This window comes from Sphingobium sp. TomMM15 (assembly GCF_055397045.1).
In genome coordinates, this window is sequence record NZ_AP027314.1 from 372093 (window position 1) to 389781 (window position 17689).

A 17689-nucleotide genomic window follows, 5' to 3' on the forward strand; every position below is an offset into this window, starting at 1 on the left:
GCCCCCGTAACGCACGATGCACGATCCGGTTGCGTAACGGCCCCGTACCAAAGGTCATTTCTGCCCTGATTTTTCATAACGTTGTTCCAGCATGCGGAAAACGGCGCGGAGGCCCAATGCCTCACCACCCTTCGGCCGCCCCGGCTTTGGCGACGGCCGCCAGGCGAAGGTGTCGAGATGCAGCCACTTCGCCTTGTCCGGCACGAACCGTTTCAGAAACAGCGCGGCGGTGATCGCGCCGGCAAAGCCGCCTTCGCCCGCGTTATTGATATCGGCGATGTCCGACTTCAGCATGTCGGCATAGCCATCCCATAATGGCAGGCGCCAACTCGGGTCGTCCACTTCGCTACCCGCCGCGTCCATCTGAGCTGCCAATGCGTCATCATTGGTGAAGAGGGCAGGGAGGTCGGGGCCGACCGCCACTCGCGCCGCGCCGGTCAACGTCGCATAGTCGATGACGAGTTCGGGCTCATCCTCGCCCGCCAGCGCCAAGGCGTCGGCCAGCACCAGCCGCCCTTCCGCATCGGTATTGCCAATCTCCACCGTCAGCCCCTTGCGGCTGCGCAATATGTCGCCGGGGCGGAAGGCATTGCCTCCCACCGCATTTTCCGCCGCCGGGATCAGCACATGCAACTGCACCGGCAGGCGCGCGCCCATGATCAACCGGGCGAGCGCGATCGCATGGGCCGCGCCGCCCATATCCTTCTTCATCAGGCGCATGGCCGACGATGGCTTGATGTCCAGCCCGCCGCTGTCGAAACAAATGCCCTTGCCGATGATGGCGACGCGCGGATGCTTGGCATCGCCCCACCGCAATTCGATCAGGCGCGGGGCAAAGTCCTTGCCCGCTGCCCGGCCCACGGCATGGATCATCGGGAAACCCTGCTCCAGCGGGTCGCCCTTCGTCACCGTGAAGCGCGCGCCAAAGGCTTCGGCGACCTTCGCCGCTTCCTCCTCCAACTGTTGAGGCCCCATGTCGCCAGCGGGAATGTTGACGAGGTCGCGCACTAGCGCCACCGCCTCCGCCAGCCTGACCGCCGGGTCGATTTGCGCAACCTCGCTGGTCAGCAGCACGCGCGGCCCTGCGCTATTTTCATCGCGGCGATAGCGGTCGAACCGATATTGCGCCGTCAGCCAGCCGAGCATGGCTGGCCCGGCCGTCCCCTCCGCCAGCCGATATTGACCCTCGGGCAATGTTTCGCCCAGCTTGGCGAGGCACCAGCTGCTGAGCTTCGCTTTGTTCGCGACCCCCGCGACCACCGACCAGTCCGAAGGATCATCTCCCGGAATAATCGCATGCTCATATCCCTTGCCCGCGAACTTCTGCGCCGCGACGATCGTCCGGACGCGCTGCGGCTGCGCGGAAAGCCAGTTTTCGAAGCTTTCCGCATCGACGATCTGGATCATATGAGCGGGCTGATTGTTGTCTGCTTTCAGCAGGTCGGAATAATCGGTCATGGGCGGGATTCTGGACAAGGATGATGGGGTTGGAAAGCCCCATTTTTGCGATGTCGGCGCCTCGGCCCGGCCATCCCGCATTTGCCCCTGACCGGCAAAGGGTTTAGATTGATGTCAACGCAAACTGGCAAGGAGAGAGACATGGTAATGCATGGCGATAATGCGCGGCAGCAGGCGCTTCGTGCGCGTGCCTATCAACTCGCCGAAAGCGGGCGATTTGACGGCGCGCATCAGGTTGAACAAGCCCTGATCGCGGAAGGCTGGCCCAACGCCGCCGCCGTTCTTCAGAGCAGCTATGCCCGCAAGGCGATCAGCGAGCGTTGTCTGGCGGCCAAGCCGCACTGATGCAGCGCTTACCAATGCGAATGAAGGCAGGGCCGGTCGCAGGACTGGCCCTCTTTCTCTGTGCCTGTTCTCCCTCGGCTGGCGATCAGGCGACGGATAATGTCGCTGACACCGGCAATGATGTCGCCACGGCCAATTTCGTTAACCGGATGGCGGGCGCGGAACAGCCAAAGCCGCCGTCCCAGCCTTTCCAACAGGCTGAAAAGACCGACCTGCTGGAATTCCTCTACGCATGGCCTGCGCAAGCGTCCGCCGTGCCGCAGATCGACGAAAAATTGCGCAAGGACATGGAAAGCGGAAAGGCCGACGCGCTCAAGATGGCGGCGGACGACCGTAAATCGGCGCAGCAGTCCGACTTTCCCTTCCACGCCCACAGTCTTGAGACCCGCTGGACCGTCGCCGCCGACACGCCGCGCTTCCTGTCGCTTCGCTCGAGCCGCTACACCTACACCGGCGGCGCGCATGGCATGACCGGCTATGACGTGCTGCTCTGGGACAAGGCGCGGAAGCGCGAAACGAGCGTTCAGGCGCTCATGACCTCGCCCGCCGCCTTCGCTGCCGCGATCCGCGATTCCTTCTGCGACGGTCTCGACAAGGCCCGCGCGAAAAAACGGGGCGGGCCGATCATGCGCGGCGACGATCCCTTCACCCAATGCATCGACCCGATGAAGGAAGTCCTCGTCCCCACCTCGCGCGGCGGCAAGCTGATCGACCGGATCGTCGTCGTCATCGGCCCATACAGCGCCGGGCCTTATTCGGAAGGGACCTATGAAGTCCCGCTGCCCGTCGATGCCGCTATGCTGAAAACGATCAAAACCGAATATCAGGACGCGTTCGTGGGCGCTCCGTAAAGATCATGCTCGTCGGCATCCTCGATCACCACGTCGAGGATGTCGCCAGCCTTCCGCCCCTCACCGACATCACGCAGGAACACATTGCCGTCGATCTCCGGCGCATCAGCCTGACTCCGCGCCGTCGCGCCGACCGATCCGTCCTCGTCGGGTTCGCCAACCTCATCGATGATCACCGGCAGCACGCGCCCGACCTTCGCCTGCAACTTGGCGGCGCTGATCGCAGCCGTTTTCTCCATGATCCGCTGGTAGCGTTCTTCCTTCACCTCTTCCGGCACCGCGCCCGGCAGTTCATTCGCCGCCGCGCCCTCCACGGGCTCGAACCGGAACGCGCCCACGCGATCCAGCTGCGCCTCGTCCAGCCAATCGAGCAGATACTGAAAGTCCGCCTCCGTCTCGCCGGGGAAACCGACGACGAAGCTCGAACGGATCGCGATGTCCGGGCAGATGCTCCGCCACTTGCGGATGCGATCCAGCACCTTCGCCTCGTTCGCGGGCCGCTTCATCGCCTTCAGCACAGTGGGCGAGGCATGCTGGAACGGAATGTCGAGATAGGGCGTCAGCAGCCCCTCCGCCATCAGCGGAATGACATGATCCACATGCGGATAGGGATAGACATAGTGCAGCCGCACCCACGGCGCCACGCCTTCACTGGTCCGCAACTGCCCCAACTCCCGCGCGAGGTCGGTCATATGCGCCCGCACCTCGCGGCCCTTCCACGCGCGCGGTTCATGCCGGGTATCGACGCCATAGGCCGAAGTATCCTGGCTGATCACCAGCAGTTCCTTCGTCCCCGCATGCACCAGCTTCTCAGCCTCGCGCAGCACCGCATCGATCCTGCGCGACACCAGATCGCCCCGGATCGACGGAATGATGCAGAAGGAGCAGCGATGGTTGCAGCCTTCCGAAATCTTCAAATAGCTATAGTGCCGCGGCGTCAGCTTGAGGCCCCCTTCGGGCACCAGATCAACGAACGCATTGGGCACCGGCGGCGAAGCGTCATGCACCGCATTCACCACCTGCTCATATTGATGCGCACCCGTAACGGCCAGCACCTGCGGGAACTTGGCGCGGATCACGTCCGCCTCGTCGCCCATGCAGCCCGTCACGATAACGCGGCCATTTTCCGCGATCGCCTCACCGATCGCCTCCAGCGACTCTTCCTTCGCCGAATCGAGGAAACCGCAGGTATTCACCAGCACCACGTCCGCGCCCGCATAGTCGGCGGACATCAGATAGCCGTCGGAGCGCAGCTTGGTCAGGATGCGTTCGCTGTCGACCAGGTTCTTGGGACAGCCGAGCGACACCATGCCGACCTTCGGCGCTTCAGGGATTTTGGTTGCCATGATCGGCGCGCACATAGGGATTTTCACGCCAAATGTCACGCCCGCCCGAAAGATCAGGCGAATCGGTCCGTCTCGCCAACCTCATCCCCGTGAACAATCTCGATAATAAGATCGCCCGGCTCCAGCTTCCGCGCGCCTTCTTCCCAAAAGCCGATGACCCGCTCACCCCGATAGATGCGTACGCCAAGTCCCGTCCCGATCGCCGACAAAGGCCCGCCAATCTCTTCAGCCAGCGCCCGCCGCTCATGCAGCTTCACTCGCCCGCCCGAAGCGGCAAGGTCCGCCATATAATCGGCGATATGCCGCCCGCTCGTGCTCCCCGCCAGCAGCAGCCCGGCAAAGCTCACCGGATTGATCACCGTCGTCGCCCCCGCTTGCCGCGCGGGCAGTTCATTATCCTCGTTCCGCACCACGATGCTGATCGGCAGGCGAGGGGCCAGATGCCGCGCCGTCAGCGTTATCAAAATCGACGTATCGTCCCGTCCCGCCGAAACGATCATCGCCCGCGCACGGCCGATCGCCACATCCTTCAGCGTCTCGTCCCGTGTCGAATCGCCGCACATCACATTGCAGCCCAGATCCTCCGCCTCCACCAGCGGCTTGTCCTGCGGATCGACCACCACGATCTCGCGCGGATCGACACCGCGCGCCAGCAGCTCGCGCACCGCCTCGCCGCCGCTGGTGCCAAATCCGGTGACGATGATATGATTATGCAGATCGGCCTGAATGCGTGCCATGCGCCACCTGTAGAAGATGTTGCGGAAAAACAGATTATAGGCCGTCCCCAGAAAGATCAGCCATACGAACAGCCGGATCGGCGTCACCAGCAGCGCCTCGAACAGCCGCGCTTCCGGGCTGACCGGCACGATGTCGCCATAGCCTACCGTCGTTACCGTGACGGTCGTGAAATACAGCACGTCGACAAAGCTGATCTGGTTATCCAGATTGTCCTTCAGCCCATCGCGCCCGACCCAGTGGATCAGCAGCACCAAGGCGATCAGCCCAAAAACCAGCCCCACCCGCCAGACCAGATCGGCCCAAATCGGCATGGACGATCGCCGCCGCAGAAATCCGGTTTGCGCCAGGGGAAGGCGGGTAGGATTGATCCTCATGGGGTGCGCGTTTAGCCCTCCAAATCCCAACCCATCACCGTCATCCCAGCGACCCGTAGGGCGGCGTCCGCCAACGCTGGGATCTCAGGAGATGTCGCACAACCTCGCCCGAGACCCCAGCGTTCGCTGGGGTGACGAGATACAAGGCTAGCGTTCGACAATCACCGAGGCTCCAACCGCGTCACCCCACCCATATAAGGCGCCAACGCCTCAGGCACGATCACGCTGCCATCCTCCTGCTGGTAATTTTCCAGCACCGCGACCAGCGTCCGCCCCACGGCCAGCCCGGACCCGTTCAGCGTATGCAAGAACCGCGTCTGCTTCTCGCCCTCCGGCTTGAACCGCGCATTCATCCGCCGCGCCTGGAAATCGCCGCAGTTGGAAATGGAGCTGATCTCGCGATAGGTCTGCTGGCTCGGCAACCACACTTCCAGGTCGAATGTCTTCGCCGCCGCAAAGCCCATGTCGCCGGTACACAGCAGCACCTTGCGATAGGGCAGCCCCAGCGCCTGCAACACGCCCTCGGCCGCCGCGCACATGCGCTCATGCTCGGCCTCCGATTCTTCCGGCTTGCAGATCGCGATCAGCTCCACTTTCTCGAACTGATGCTGGCGAATGAAGCCGCGCGTGTCGCGCCCCGCCGATCCCGCCTCAGACCGGAAACAGGGGGTCAGCGCCGTCAACCGCATCGGTAGGCTCGCCACATCGACAATCTGCTCGCGCACCAGATTGGTGAGGGAGACTTCGGCCGTGGGAATCAGCCAGCGGCCATCGGTCGTGCGGAACAAATCCTCGGCGAATTTCGGCAGCTGCCCGGTGCCGAACAGCGCCTCATCCCGCACCAGCAGCGGCGGGTTCACTTCCTCATAGCCATTTTCGCCCGACTGGCGATTCAGCATGAACTGCGCCAGCGCCCGGTGCAGCCGCGCCATCTGCCCACGCAGTGCCGTAAAGCGCGCGCCCGACAAAGCCGCGCCGCCCTCAAAATCCAGCCCCAGCGCCGGGCCGAAATCGGCATGATCCTGCGGCGTGAAGCCAAATTCGCGGGGCTCGCCCCACCGGCTCACCTCGACATTGTCCGCTTCGTCGGCACCCTCGGGCACATCGGCGGCGGGCAGGTTGGGAATGGCCGACAGCAGGACGTGCAGCTTCTCGCTCACCTCCCGGTCTTCCTCCTCCCGCGCGGGCATGCTTTCCTTGAGCGCCGCGACTTCGGCCTTCAGCGTCTCGGCCTTTTCCATGTCCTTGGCCGCCATGGCCGCGCCGATCGCCTTGCTCGCTTCATTGCGGCGGGCCTGTCCCTGCTGCAACTCCGTCTTGATCGCCCGGCTTCGCTCATCCAGCGCCAATATGTCCGCACTCGAGGACGCAAAGCCCCTGCGGGCAAGGCCAGCGTCGAAAGCTGCGGGATTTTCGCGGATAAAACGGATATCATGCATGGGTCCGCCCTATGCCGTTCCGCGACCAGCCGCGCAACCCTATGCGCCCCTGTCCGTTAGGGACTGCAAGTCACAGGAAAGGAGCCGGGAATGTGGATCGATCATGACGCGATGGTGCTGGTTGCCGACGGTCGCAAGATGCTGTTCTTCCGAAACAAGGGCGACCGCATGGCGCCCAATCTGGAAGCAGAAACGGTGAAGGTGCAGGAAAATCCCGCCGATCGGGATCAATCCACCGACCTATCGGGCCGTGCGCCCTATATAATGGGCGCGCAGGCCACCATGGGCAACACCGATTATCATGAACAGGAAGAGGCGCGCTTCGCCGTGGAGGCAGCCGACCTGCTCAGGCGGCGCGCGCTCGCCAACGACTTTGAAAAACTCATCGTCGTCGCCCCGCCGACCGCGCTCGGCCACATGCGCAAACATTATCACAAGGAAGTGCAAAGCCGCCTGGTGGGCGAGATTGCCAAGGATCTCGCCAATCACCCCGTGCCGGAGATCGAGAAGATCATCGCGCAGGCCTGACGCGATCGACCGCAAAAAAAGGGGCGGCTCCCCCACGAGCCGCCCCTTCTCACGCCCCCGCGTGAAAGGCTGCATCGGCCCGTCGGTCTATCGGGCCACCTGATGCGCCATCATTCAGGCCGGGCCAAATCCCAGCCCTAAAGCCTTCAAGCCACCTTGGCCTTGCGCTCGGCAAAACGCCGCCGCGCCATCAGCGCCACCGCTCCCGCGCCGAACAGCAGGACCATCGGCGGCGCGGGCACGTCATGCCCCCCGCTGCTGGTGGAACCGCCCGAGCTGCTCGACGACGTGGACGAGGAAGTGCTCGATGACGTCGAACTGGACGAGGACGTGCTGGACGATGTGGAAGAGGAGGTTGAGCTGGACGTCGATGATGACGAGCTGCTCGTCACGTTGCCGCTGGAGGTAGAGACATTCCCGCTGGACGTGGACACGCCGCCCGTGGAGGTCGATACCCCGCCGGTCGAAGTCGAAACGCCGCCCGTCGTGGAGCTGGTCGAGCTGCTGATGCCGCCGGTGGAGCTGCTGGTCGATGAGATGACCACCGAGCCGCCGCTGCTGCCACCACCGCTGCCGCCGAAGAAGCCGCCGATGAACCCGCCGCCGCCAAAGCCGCCGCCGCCCGCCATCACCACAGGAACGCCGCCACCGCCCGACATGATCGGCATTTCAGCGGCAGCCAGCGGCGCGGGCAGGGGGATGGGCGCCGCATGCGTCGTCACCGACACGGTCTGCGGCGCGCAGGACATGGTCTTCACCACCTTGCGCTTTACAGTCCGCACGGCATAGCGCTTGGGCGCGGCCTTCACGCTCTTGTTGCTGTGGACCCCGGCTGGCCGGGCGCTCTCGGCAACATGGACGGCGCCGCCGCCGATGATCGCGCCACCGCATGTGCAGGCGCATAATTTGGCCAGTGCCATCCGTACCGACATAGCTATCCACTCTTGTTCGTCTTCAAGCTTCTGGCCGCGTCAGTTACCTTCTGAGACCCGGAAGCTGTTTCCTGCCCTGTAACAAGACAAGATAACCGCTAAACTTCAACGCCATTAACCTTGAATATAGGCTATAAGTTGGTGGCGAATATAGAACAGCGCCAATCTTCATGGTTAACGTCTCGTTTTGATACAAAGGGAGTTAACGGCGGGGCTTGAGTTATTCTTTGTGGTCGATGCCGTCGATCGCGCGCGCAAATCGTCGGGACGTGGCACTGTCAGCCGTTGCAAATTCTCGCCGCCCGGCTCGCTCTCTTGAATGCGCGCTTGTGTCGCCCCGCGCTGCTCGTTATTAGGCGCCGTCAATCATAAGTCACGGGCTACCGGACCTTTTGAACCGGAGCCCTCGAGTCGGAGAGCCAGATGGCATCGGTCCTGAATTCCGATAAAGACGGCCATAATCCGCCGAAATCGGCTGTTACACTTCCCCCCGACTATCGTCCTTCGCCCGACGAAGAGTTCATGAATCCCCTCCAGCTTGAATATTTCCGCCAGCGGCTCTGGGACTGGAAAAAGCAGATCCTGACGGAGGCGGAAGGCACGCTGGCCGTGCTGCAAAATGAACCCTTGCGCGAACCCGATCTCAACGACCGCGCGTCGAGCGAGACGGACTGGTCGATCGAACTGCGCACCCGCGACCGCCAGCGCAAGCTCATTTCCAAGATCGACGCCGCGCTCCGCCGCATCGACGATGGCGAATATGGCTATTGCGAAGTGACGGGCGAACCTATTTCGCTCGGCCGCCTCGAAGCCCGCCCGATCGCGACCATGACTGTCGAGGCGCAGGAGCGTCATGAGCGGCAGGAAAAGGTATCGAGAGACGATTGATTAACGCTTTATCCACTGGTCGCTGGCAATGTCCCGCCAAATAAACGGGTCATTGCAAGGGATTGGGCATGGATAGCGATCAGGAAATGGCGGAACGGGGACCTGCTCGGTCAGGCCCGCGGGACAGCCTGTTCCTGCTTACCAACCTGACTTGCAGCGAAGGCACGCCCCTCGGCCGTGCCCGCGTGCGCAACCTGTCGGCTACCGGCCTCATGGCCGACTGCGAACGGCCGGTGCCTGCCGATGCCGCGATCGTCCTTGAACTGCGCGGAGTCGGGCGGGTCAGCGGCCGGGTCGTCTGGGCCAAGGATGGCAAGATCGGTATTGCATTCGATCATGAGATCGATCCCCAGCTCGCCCGCAAACCCATAGCCTCCGGAGCCGCTCACCGCGCCCCCTCTTATCTGCGCCTCCACCAGATAGGCCGCTGACCAAAACGCGTTCTTCTCGCCATTTCCTTCACGAAAAAACGCGCCGCCTCCCAGCGCCGCGTCAATCCCGATTGTCCGGGAAGTAAGGGCGGAGCCGCGTTTCGCCGCGGCCCCGTGCCCTCAATCTTAATGCCGGGTCAATTTCGCGACATTTCCTCTTTCACCCGCAACTTCTGCTTCTTGAGCGAGGCAACCAGGATCGCGTCGGGCATCGGCCGACTCGTCTCTGCCTTGATCCGTGCCTCAAGCCCGGCATGTTTGGCTGAAAGAGCTGAAACGTGGCTGTTTTCCATGACATTCTCCTGATGAGGGTGATGGACGAACGAGTAGATCATGATTCGCCCCGCCTGTCTTTCCGGAATCGGCGCTTTGCGATGGGGCGCGTGCAAATTTGCGATGGTCCGATAGTGTCCGGGGAGTTATCAGGAGCCTGTCCGCAACATGGCCGAGAAAGTGGGTAGTGGGTGAGCCGGGAAGACATCATGCGACGGCTGGAACTGCTGCGAATCGAACATCGTGATCTTGACGGCGCCATCGAGGCGCTCGTGGACGCGGGAGGGCGCGACCAGATGCAGATCGCCCGCCTCAAGAAACGCAAGCTCCGACTCCGCGACGAGATCGCGCTTTTGGAGGATGCGTTGGTGCCGGACATCATCGCCTGACCCCCCCTGCGTGGCGATTGTTGGTTAACAACGACCCTGAATGATACAATCTGCCCCCAGATGCCTGCATCGGGACTGACAAGCAGCCGCTTTTATGTCAGTGATTCGGCCTATGTCTCCTGCTGTCACTTTGGACCGTGGCTTGCATCGACGTCTTGTCGATGGCCTCTATCTTGAAGCCATGGTTATGGCCGATGAGGCGCGCGCCTATTTCGACCGCCGCGATATGACGGAAGCCGAGATCGAAGACCCCCTCCGCCGCGTCTCGTTCGCCTGCGAATCCCTCAAGGTGACGACCCGGCTCATGCACATCATCGCCTGGCTATTGAGCCAGCGGGCGTGGCAGCGGGGCGAGTTGTCAGATGCCGACCTGATGGACGAGAAATACCGGCTGGGTCGCGCGACGGAAACTGACCCGGATATTGCGGCAGCTTTTCCCTTCGCGGCCCGCGCCTTGATCGAGGCCAGTCAGGAACTGTACGGGCGCGTCGCGCGCCTGCAAGACAGGATGGATCATATGGCTCGTCCGCACGGCCGTGTGGACAGCAGCCCCGCTCGCGCCTTGATGGATCGCCTGAACACCGCCTTCTGAGGTCGGCTTGTGAAAGGCGTTTCGTCGCTTCTTCGTGCGGAGGATCATCGTACGGGCTGGCGCTTCCTTTCCCAAATGGGCTAGACCGTTGATATGAACACGGGCTTGCGGACTTTTCGCCGCGTATCAGCCATGTCGCAAGCCTCCCGGCTTTTGATCCTGCCTCTGCTTTTGGCGGCTCCCGCCGTGCATGCGCAAATTGTGGAACCGCCGGCGGATGTGGTTGACCAGGAGCTTCCCCTGGACCCCATGCCTGACCTGGGCGTGACATGGCCTGACCTGGGGCAGCCCGACGCGGTTGCCTCCCTACCTCCCGATCCGGCCGATACGCCCGACCTTGCTGATGATGCCACAAGCCCCGCGCTTCAGGATTCCGATGTCGATTTGCCTGATGAAGCTGCGGCCTTGGCGGATTCGGGTGAGGAAAAGCGTTATTCCGTTCAGCTTAACGGTTTGGACGGGATAGCGGACACGCAGTTCGACAGCCGCTTCAAACAATTATCCGTGTTGCGTGAAGGAGAAGGGAAGCCCGCAAATCTCGCGCAGATAAACCGACGGATCAAGGAAGATAGCGAGCTGCTAGACCGGCTGCTGCGTGCGAAGGGCTATTATGCGGCCCGCGTTCGTAGCGCCATTTCCATTTTGCCTGAAAAGGAAGGCAGGCTGGCCGTGCGGTTCGAGATAGTGCCGGGGACGCGCTATCTGCTTTCCTCGGTCGATCTCCAGGGCTTGGCCGAAGCGGGCGAACAGCAGACGACGCTGCGTGAAGCTTTCCCTCTCCATGCGGGCGATCCCATCGATGCCGACGCGATTCTGGCGGGGCAGGCTTCTCTTTCGCTTGCCATGAGTGAAAATGGCTTCCCGTTCGCACAGGTTGGCGAGCCGGAGGTGCGGATCGACCATGAAGAACGCAACGGCGATCTGGATATCATCGTGACGCCGGGTGCCTACCGCACGTTCGGATCGGTCATCCTTAAGGACAACAAGCTGTTCAACGCTCGCCATGTTGAGAGCATCGCCCGCTTCGAGCGTGACGATCCTTACAAGGCGTCGGATGTCGAGGACCTGCGAAGCGCGATCGTTGCCACCGGTCTGGTATCGTCGGTCACGCTGACACCCAAGGATGCTGGTGACGGGAAGCATGTCGATCTGGCCGTCGATGTCCGGCCCGCGCCACTGCGGACCATTGCTGGCGAGTTGGGCTATGGCACCGGCGAAGGCTATCGCGCCGCCGTAAGCTGGCAGCACCGCAACCTGTTTCCGCCAGAAGGCGCCGTCACATTGCGCGGGGTGCTTGGAACGCAGGAACAAACCGCGTCCTTCACCTACCGGCGCAACAATTTCCGGGAGCGTGATCATGTGCTGACCGGGCTCGTGTCGATCAGCAATATCAAGCGGGATGCCTATGACGCGCGTACGATTACCCTTTCGGGGGCGCTGGAACGACAAACGAACATATTGTTTCAGAAAAAATGGGTCTGGCGGGTTGGGACGGAGTTCATCGCGTCGGATGAAAAGGATGCTTTCAGCGGCGGCAACAGACGAACCTTCCTGATCGGCGCGGTGCCGCTCAGCCTCACTTATGATGGCAGCGACGACCTTTTGAACCCGAGCCGGGGCTTCCGGCTGGGCGGTCGTTTCAGTCCCGAACTGTCCTTCCAGAACAGGACCTTCGGCTATTCCCGCGTGCAGTTGGACGGCAGCGTTTATCAGCCGGTGAATGACCGGATCGTGGTGGCAGCACGCGCCCGCTTTGGCACGATCCTGGGCTCCACGGTCGATCAGATCGCGCCGTCGCGGCGCTTCTATGCCGGTGGCGGCGCTTCGGTCAGGGGCTATGGCTATCAGGACATCGGTCCGCGCGACGCGAACAATGATCCGATCGGCGGCAAAAGCCTTGCTGAATTTTCACTGGAAACCCGCGTTCGTTTCGGGAACTTCGGTGTCGTGCCATTTGTGGATGCAGGCAATATCTCCACCAGCTTCCTGCCACGTTTTAAAGACATGCGCATCGGCGCGGGCATGGGGCTGCGCTACTATAGCAGCTTCGGCCCGATCCGGATCGACGTCGGCACGCCATTGAACCCGCAGAAGGGTGATCCGCGGGTTGCCGTATATGTTTCTCTCGGGCAGGCCTTCTGATGGCCGAGGGTGAGGTGCAGCGGCCGCAGCGGCGTCATCGGGCCTGGGATGGGCGATGGCAGCGGTGGATAGTGGGCATGCTTGCCCTTCTCCTGGTTGCGGCGGCGGCGGCGCTGGTGTGGCTCGATACGTCGGCCGGGCACCGCTTCCTGGTTGCGCGTGTTGAAAAGATCAGCCCGCCGTCCGGCCTACGTATCCATGTCGATAGGATCGAAGGCAGCATTTACCGCCGCGCCATCCTTCATGGCGTGACGCTGTCCGATCCCAAAGGCGCCTTTCTAACGGCTCCGCGCATAGAACTGGATTGGTGGCCGCTGGCGTGGCTTTCAAACCGTCTGGACATCGACCGGCTGAACATTCCTGTGGCGACGCTGCACAAGCTGCCACGCCTTAACCCTAGCAAGCAGAAGGGGCCTATCCTTCCCGGCTTTGACATCCGCTTGATGCAGTTTTCGGTAGGCCGACTGGTCATAGCCAAAAATATCAGCGGACGTGTGCAGCAGGCGACGATTTCCGGTGACGCCGACATACGTGACCGAAGAGCAGTCATCGACCTTTCCGCGCGGGTTCTGGGGCAGGAGGATGCGATCAACCTCGCGCTCGACAGTCGCCCGGATGACGATCAGTTCGACCTGGATGTAACCGTCAATGCGCCCGCTGGCGGCGTCCTGGCGACCATGGTGGGGTTGCGGCAGGACGGCAACCTGCGGATTCGGGGGGAGGGCAGCTGGACACGCTGGGACGGCAGGCTGGCTGGTACGCTGGACAGTGATCCTGCGATCGACTTGGCGCTTGCAGCCCGCAGTGGCACCTATTCCGCGACCGGATCGGTCGAAGCATCGGCCATAGCAGGAAAAGGGCTGGTACAGCGTCTAGCTTCGCCGCGCCTTTCGCTGGAAGCGCACGGAGAGCTGAAGGACCGCGTGCTGGACGGCAAACTGTCCCTGCGTTCGGAAGCCATCGCGCTGAGTGCTGATGGCGCCCTCGATCTGCGTAACTCCGCATTTGATAATCTGCTGATCGATGTGAAGGTTGCGCGGCCCCAAGCCTTGCTCAAGTCGATGCGGGGACGCGACGTCACCGCGCGGGTGCGGCTGGATGGCGCCTTTTCCAGCGTCGGCTACGAATATTTGCTGAGAGCCAGACAGCTTGTGTTCGACCGTACCGTGATCAGCGATGTGCGCGCAGAGGGTAAAGGACGCAAGGTCGGCAATGGGCCGTTGCTGATCCCCTTGCACCTGCGTGCGCGGCGGCTGGAGGGGCAGGGCGACCTTGTCGAAGGCATCATCCGCAATTTCGTGCTGGATGGCGTGTTGCAGATCAAGGGACAGCAACTCCTTACCAATCCCATGCCGATCCGGTCGGAAAAGCTCAGCGGCAAGCTGGTCATGCTCGCCGATCTCAGGACCGGTCGTTATGATTTCGGTCTGGATGGACAGATACGCGGCCTGGCCATTCCTGGTCTCGGTATCGTGGATCTCACGTCCAAGCTGCGGGCAGTGCCGGGAAAAAGCGGCGCGTTCAGCCTCAGCGGCACGGCAATGGCGCGCATGCGCCGGTTGGATAATAGTTTCCTGCGGGGGTTGGGCGGTGGCCTGCCGGTGGTGAAGAGCAATCTTTCGCTTGGCGCCGACAAACGCCTGATGTTCACGGGGCTGCGCCTTGAAGCGCCGCTGCTCAGTCTTTCGGCTGATGGATATCGTCGGCCCGACCGAAGTTTCCATTTTGAAGGCAGCGGCACGCACAAGCGATATGGGCCGGTACGCCTGACGCTTGACGGCAGGATTGAGCAGCCGACGATCGACCTGTTGCTTCAGCGACCCCTTGACGCATTGGGCGTCGCCGACATGCGTGTGCATCTGGTCCCGGACGACGCCGGGTATCAATTCACAGCTCTAGGCGGATCGACGCTGGGCGCCTTCAATGGCGAGGGCCAAATCCTGTTGCCGCGCGGCGCTCAGGCGGTGGTGAGGGTGGCGAAGCTCGCCGTGTCAGGAATAACCGCCAGCGGTGATCTGCGTCCTGTGACCGGCGGCCTTGAAGGGCAGCTGAATGTCGCTGGCCCCGTCAATGGAAGCATCGGCTTTGTCCCCGTGAATGACATTCAGCAACTGGTCCTGAAGCTCGACGCCACGGACGCCAGCTTTGATGGTCCCACGGCAATCGCGGTGCGTCGCGGCAAGCTGGATGCGACGGTTCTGCTCGATCCCGCCGGGACGTCGATCAATGCCGTGACGCAGGCCAGAGGCTTGCGGGTAGGGGGCATCCTGATCGGCAGACTGGCGGCCAATGCTGATCTGACCGGCGGTCGCGGAACGGTGAAGGCCAGCCTTTCGGGCCAGCGCGGCCGTCTTTTCGACTTGCAAGGTGAAGCGCAGGTCGAACCCGATCGCATCCGCATTGCAGCGCGAGGTACGGTGGACAAGCGAGCGATCCGGCTGACGCGGCCTGCGCTTTTGACCCGCAGTGCTGACGGTTGGCGATTGTCCCCGGCGACCATCAGCTATGCTGGCGGCTCCCTGCAATTGGGTGGAGAGCTAAGCGGCCAGACGACGCGCATCGAAGGTCGCGTGCAGAAGCTGCCGCTTTCCCTGCTGGATATTGCTTATGATAATCTGGGTCTGGGCGGCACCGCCACGGGATCGCTCAGCTATGTGCATAGCCGGGGCGGCATGCCCACCGGGAAGGCGGAACTACGCGTGCGCGGCCTGTCGCGTTCGGGATTATCGCTTAGTTCCCGGCCCGTCGATGCCGGGGTGAACGCGGTTCTCACCAATGACCGGCTTGCTTCGCGCATGTTATTCGCCGCCAATGGCCAGACTATTGGGCGGGCGCAGATCTTGCTGACGCCGCTTGGTACGCAAGGAAGCCTGATCGAGCGGCTGAACCGGGCGCCTCTATTCGGTCAGCTGCGATTTCGAGGGACTGCGGATACGCTCTGGCGCCTGACCGGGGTGGAGATAATCGACATCTCCGGCCCCGTGAGTGTCTCCGCTGACGCGCGCGGTACGCTTGGTAATCCGGTGATTTCCGGCGCGCTCGCGACTGACACGGCCGTGATCAACAGTGCGGTGACCGGTATGCGGCTGCATAATGTGAAGGCGCGTGGACGATTTTCCGGCGCGCAACTGGTCATGTCGAGTTTCACCGCCAATGCCAAGAATGGCGGAACGGTCAGCGGGACGGGCAGCTTCACCTTCGCCGGAATTGCCGGGGTCGGCATGGACTTGCGTTTGCAGGCAGATGACGCTGCCCTGCTGGACCGCGACGACATAGCCGCTACGGTCACCGGCCCGATCACCTTGCGTTCGGACGGCGTCAACGGAACCATTGGTGGCGACCTGCTGCTCAATCGCAGCCGTTTCACCTTGGGCCGTGCAGCCGCAATCGCCCAGATTCCGGAGCTTCGCGTCACAGAGGTCAACCGTAACGGTGAAGAGATCGAACGGCCCCGCACAAATCGGCCGTGGGCTCTTGCCATCAAGACGCGGGCGCGTAATCGCCTGACGGTCACAGGTTTGGGCCTTGATAGTGAGTGGCGTGCCAATCTGGATATCGCTGGCACCGTGACCAGTCCTGCAATCTCCGGAACGGCAGAGCTCGTTCGTGGAGGTTACACATTCGCCGGGCGTCGTTTCGAACTCCGTGAAGGCAAGATTCAGTTTGATGGTCGCACGCCAACGAATCCCACGCTCGACATCGATGCGGAAGCCAACGTCAACGACCTCACCGCGATGATCCATGTGGGTGGTACAGGTCTCAGGCCCGACATCAGCTTCACCAGCGTGCCCGCCCTGCCGCAGGACGAACTGCTTTCCCGCATATTGTTCGGCACATCGATAACCAATCTTTCCGCGCCCGAGGCGTTGCAACTCGCCTCGGCCGTCGGATCGCTCCAGGGTGGCGGAGGGCTTGATCCGATCAACGCAGTGCGCAAGGCTGCCGGACTTGATCGGCTGCGCATCATCGCCGCCGATCCTACGCAGGGGCAGGGAACCTCAGTTGCGGCCGGAAAATATCTGACGCGCAAGACCTATGTTGAACTCATAACCGATGGCCAAGGCTATTCCGCGACGCGCATGGAATATCAGATCACCCGTTGGCTTTCTCTGCTGGCGTCGATTTCCACTCTCGGTCGGGAAAGCGCAAACGTCCGCATATCCAAAGATTACTGACCTTGCCTGCGTTCCTGTTCGTTGCCGAAATACCACAATTTCAGCTGTTTATCTCAGGTTCATGAAACCATTGCCTGCCGTGGGACTTCCACCACTTCCTCCTCAAGGAGGTGAGTGACAATGGAGTATCCTATGCGGAAAATAATGGTCGCAACCCTGCTGGCTGGATCGGCCGTCGCCTCTCCCGCACTGGCACAGGATGCCGGCGCCACTTTCACCGGTCCAAGGGTCGAAGCCATTTTGGGCTATGATCATACCGGCGCAGGTAGCAGCGTGGACAATGACAATAGCAGAGATGATCAGTCGATCGAAGGGCTGCTATATGGCGTAGGCGCAGGCTACGATGTCAATCTCGGCAGCGCTGTCGTAGGTGTCGAGGGCGAATTCACGGATTCGACCGCCAAGAGCAGCAGAAACCCCTTCACCAGCCAGTTCGGTTTCGGCCGTGTCAGCCAGGGCCGTGACCTATACGTCGGCGCCCGGGCTGGCATCCTCGCCAGCCCCAACACCCTTGTCTATGTGAAGGGTGGCTACACCAACACCAAGCTGAACGTGCTTGCAGGCGACACCGACGAAACAACCGATACCGCCTTCAAGCTCGACGGCTGGAGGATCGGTGGCGGCGTTGAACGCGCCTTCAACCAGAATATGTTTGGAAAGCTGGAGTATCGCTACTCAAAATATGACAGCGCACACATCGATTTCATGAATGGCGCGACGAGCAGCGAATTCGACATCGATACCGATCGTCATCAGGTCGTGGCCAGCGTAGGCTGGCGCTTCTGACG

Annotated in this window: 16 protein-coding genes; 11 read left to right on the forward strand and 5 right to left on the reverse strand. The window is 62.1% G+C overall.

Going from position 1 to position 17689, the window contains the following annotated elements:
- Positions 1–54: 54 nt before the first annotated feature.
- Positions 55–1458 (reverse strand): leucyl aminopeptidase family protein, encoded by a 1404-nt coding sequence (locus tag ACZ51H_RS02040; protein WP_449471498.1) that lies wholly within the window; start codon positions 1456–1458, stop codon positions 55–57.
- Positions 1459–1599: 141 nt separating this feature from the next.
- On the opposite strand from ACZ51H_RS02040, the gene ACZ51H_RS02045 reads away from it, so the two are divergent.
- Both ACZ51H_RS02045 and ACZ51H_RS02050 read left to right on the forward strand, forming a co-directional pair.
- Positions 1600–1803 carry a hypothetical protein gene (locus tag ACZ51H_RS02045; protein ID WP_196225693.1) on the forward strand — a complete coding sequence of 68 codons (204 nt, stop codon included), beginning with the start codon at positions 1600–1602 and terminating at the stop codon, positions 1801–1803.
- Entirely contained in the window at positions 1803–2654 is an 852-nt protein-coding gene (locus tag ACZ51H_RS02050; protein ID WP_464802297.1) for a DUF4163 domain-containing protein, read from the forward strand. Before ACZ51H_RS02045 ends, ACZ51H_RS02050 begins: the two co-directional genes overlap by 1 nt.
- Here ACZ51H_RS02050 and rimO read toward each other — a convergent pair.
- The 3 genes from rimO to serS all read right to left on the reverse strand — a co-directional run bounded on the left by rimO (position 2627) and on the right by serS (position 6551).
- Positions 2627–4015: a 30S ribosomal protein S12 methylthiotransferase RimO gene (rimO, locus tag ACZ51H_RS02055; protein WP_464802828.1), complete on the reverse strand. Its 1389-nt coding sequence runs from the start codon at positions 4013–4015 to the stop codon at positions 2627–2629. The genes ACZ51H_RS02050 and rimO overlap by 28 nt on opposite strands.
- A 38-nt stretch (positions 4016–4053) precedes the next feature.
- Positions 4054–5112, reverse strand: coding sequence for a potassium channel family protein (locus ACZ51H_RS02060; RefSeq protein ID WP_464802298.1), 1059 nt, complete (start codon positions 5110–5112; stop codon positions 4054–4056).
- A gap of 161 nt (positions 5113–5273) precedes the next feature.
- Positions 5274–6551, reverse strand: coding sequence for a serine--tRNA ligase (serS, locus tag ACZ51H_RS02065; RefSeq protein ID WP_464802299.1), 1278 nt, complete (start codon positions 6549–6551; stop codon positions 5274–5276).
- Between the two features lie 90 nt (positions 6552–6641).
- Between serS and ACZ51H_RS02070 the strand changes: the two genes are divergently transcribed.
- From ACZ51H_RS02070 to ACZ51H_RS02085, 4 genes are all read left to right on the forward strand, one after another.
- On the forward strand, positions 6642–7079 hold the full coding sequence (locus tag ACZ51H_RS02070; protein WP_460987669.1) for a host attachment family protein: 438 nt from the start codon (positions 6642–6644) through the stop codon (positions 7077–7079).
- Between the two features lie 156 nt (positions 7080–7235).
- The gene (locus tag ACZ51H_RS02075; RefSeq protein WP_464802300.1) at positions 7236–7868 is read left to right on the forward strand and encodes a hypothetical protein; all 633 of its coding nucleotides are present in this window, start codon (positions 7236–7238) and stop codon (positions 7866–7868) included.
- A gap of 566 nt (positions 7869–8434) precedes the next feature.
- The gene (gene dksA / locus ACZ51H_RS02080; protein ID WP_449471508.1) at positions 8435–8899 is read left to right on the forward strand and encodes an RNA polymerase-binding protein DksA; all 465 of its coding nucleotides are present in this window, start codon (positions 8435–8437) and stop codon (positions 8897–8899) included.
- A 68-nt stretch (positions 8900–8967) separates the two neighbouring features.
- Positions 8968–9330: a PilZ domain-containing protein gene (locus ACZ51H_RS02085; protein WP_464794422.1), complete on the forward strand. Its 363-nt coding sequence runs from the start codon at positions 8968–8970 to the stop codon at positions 9328–9330.
- A 137-nt stretch (positions 9331–9467) separates the two neighbouring features.
- Here ACZ51H_RS02085 and ACZ51H_RS02090 read toward each other — a convergent pair whose 3' ends face one another.
- On the reverse strand, positions 9468–9623 hold the full coding sequence (locus ACZ51H_RS02090) for a YdcH family protein (RefSeq protein WP_196225701.1): 156 nt from the start codon (positions 9621–9623) through the stop codon (positions 9468–9470).
- Positions 9624–9812: 189 nt separating this feature from the next.
- Here ACZ51H_RS02090 and ACZ51H_RS02095 point away from each other — a divergent pair, with 189 nt between their 5' ends.
- The 5 genes from ACZ51H_RS02095 to ACZ51H_RS02115 all read left to right on the forward strand — a co-directional run bounded on the left by ACZ51H_RS02095 (position 9813) and on the right by ACZ51H_RS02115 (position 17687).
- On the forward strand, positions 9813–9992 hold the full coding sequence (locus tag ACZ51H_RS02095; RefSeq protein ID WP_449471510.1) for a YdcH family protein: 180 nt from the start codon (positions 9813–9815) through the stop codon (positions 9990–9992).
- Positions 9993–10104: 112 nt separating this feature from the next.
- Positions 10105–10584 (forward strand): DUF1465 family protein, encoded by a 480-nt coding sequence (locus ACZ51H_RS02100; RefSeq protein ID WP_449471512.1) that lies wholly within the window; start codon positions 10105–10107, stop codon positions 10582–10584.
- 249 nt (positions 10585–10833) lie between these two features.
- On the forward strand, positions 10834–12726 hold the full coding sequence (locus ACZ51H_RS02105; RefSeq protein ID WP_464802301.1) for an autotransporter assembly complex protein TamA: 1893 nt from the start codon (positions 10834–10836) through the stop codon (positions 12724–12726).
- A gap of 77 nt (positions 12727–12803) precedes the next feature.
- A complete protein-coding gene (locus ACZ51H_RS02110) occupies positions 12804–16901 on the forward strand; it encodes a translocation/assembly module TamB domain-containing protein (protein ID WP_464802302.1) in 4098 nt (1365 codons plus the stop codon).
- A gap of 132 nt (positions 16902–17033) precedes the next feature.
- Complete coding sequence (locus ACZ51H_RS02115) at positions 17034–17687, forward strand: outer membrane protein (RefSeq protein ID WP_464802303.1); 654 nt, start codon at positions 17034–17036, stop codon at positions 17685–17687.
- The last annotated feature ends 2 nt before the right edge of the window (positions 17688–17689 follow it).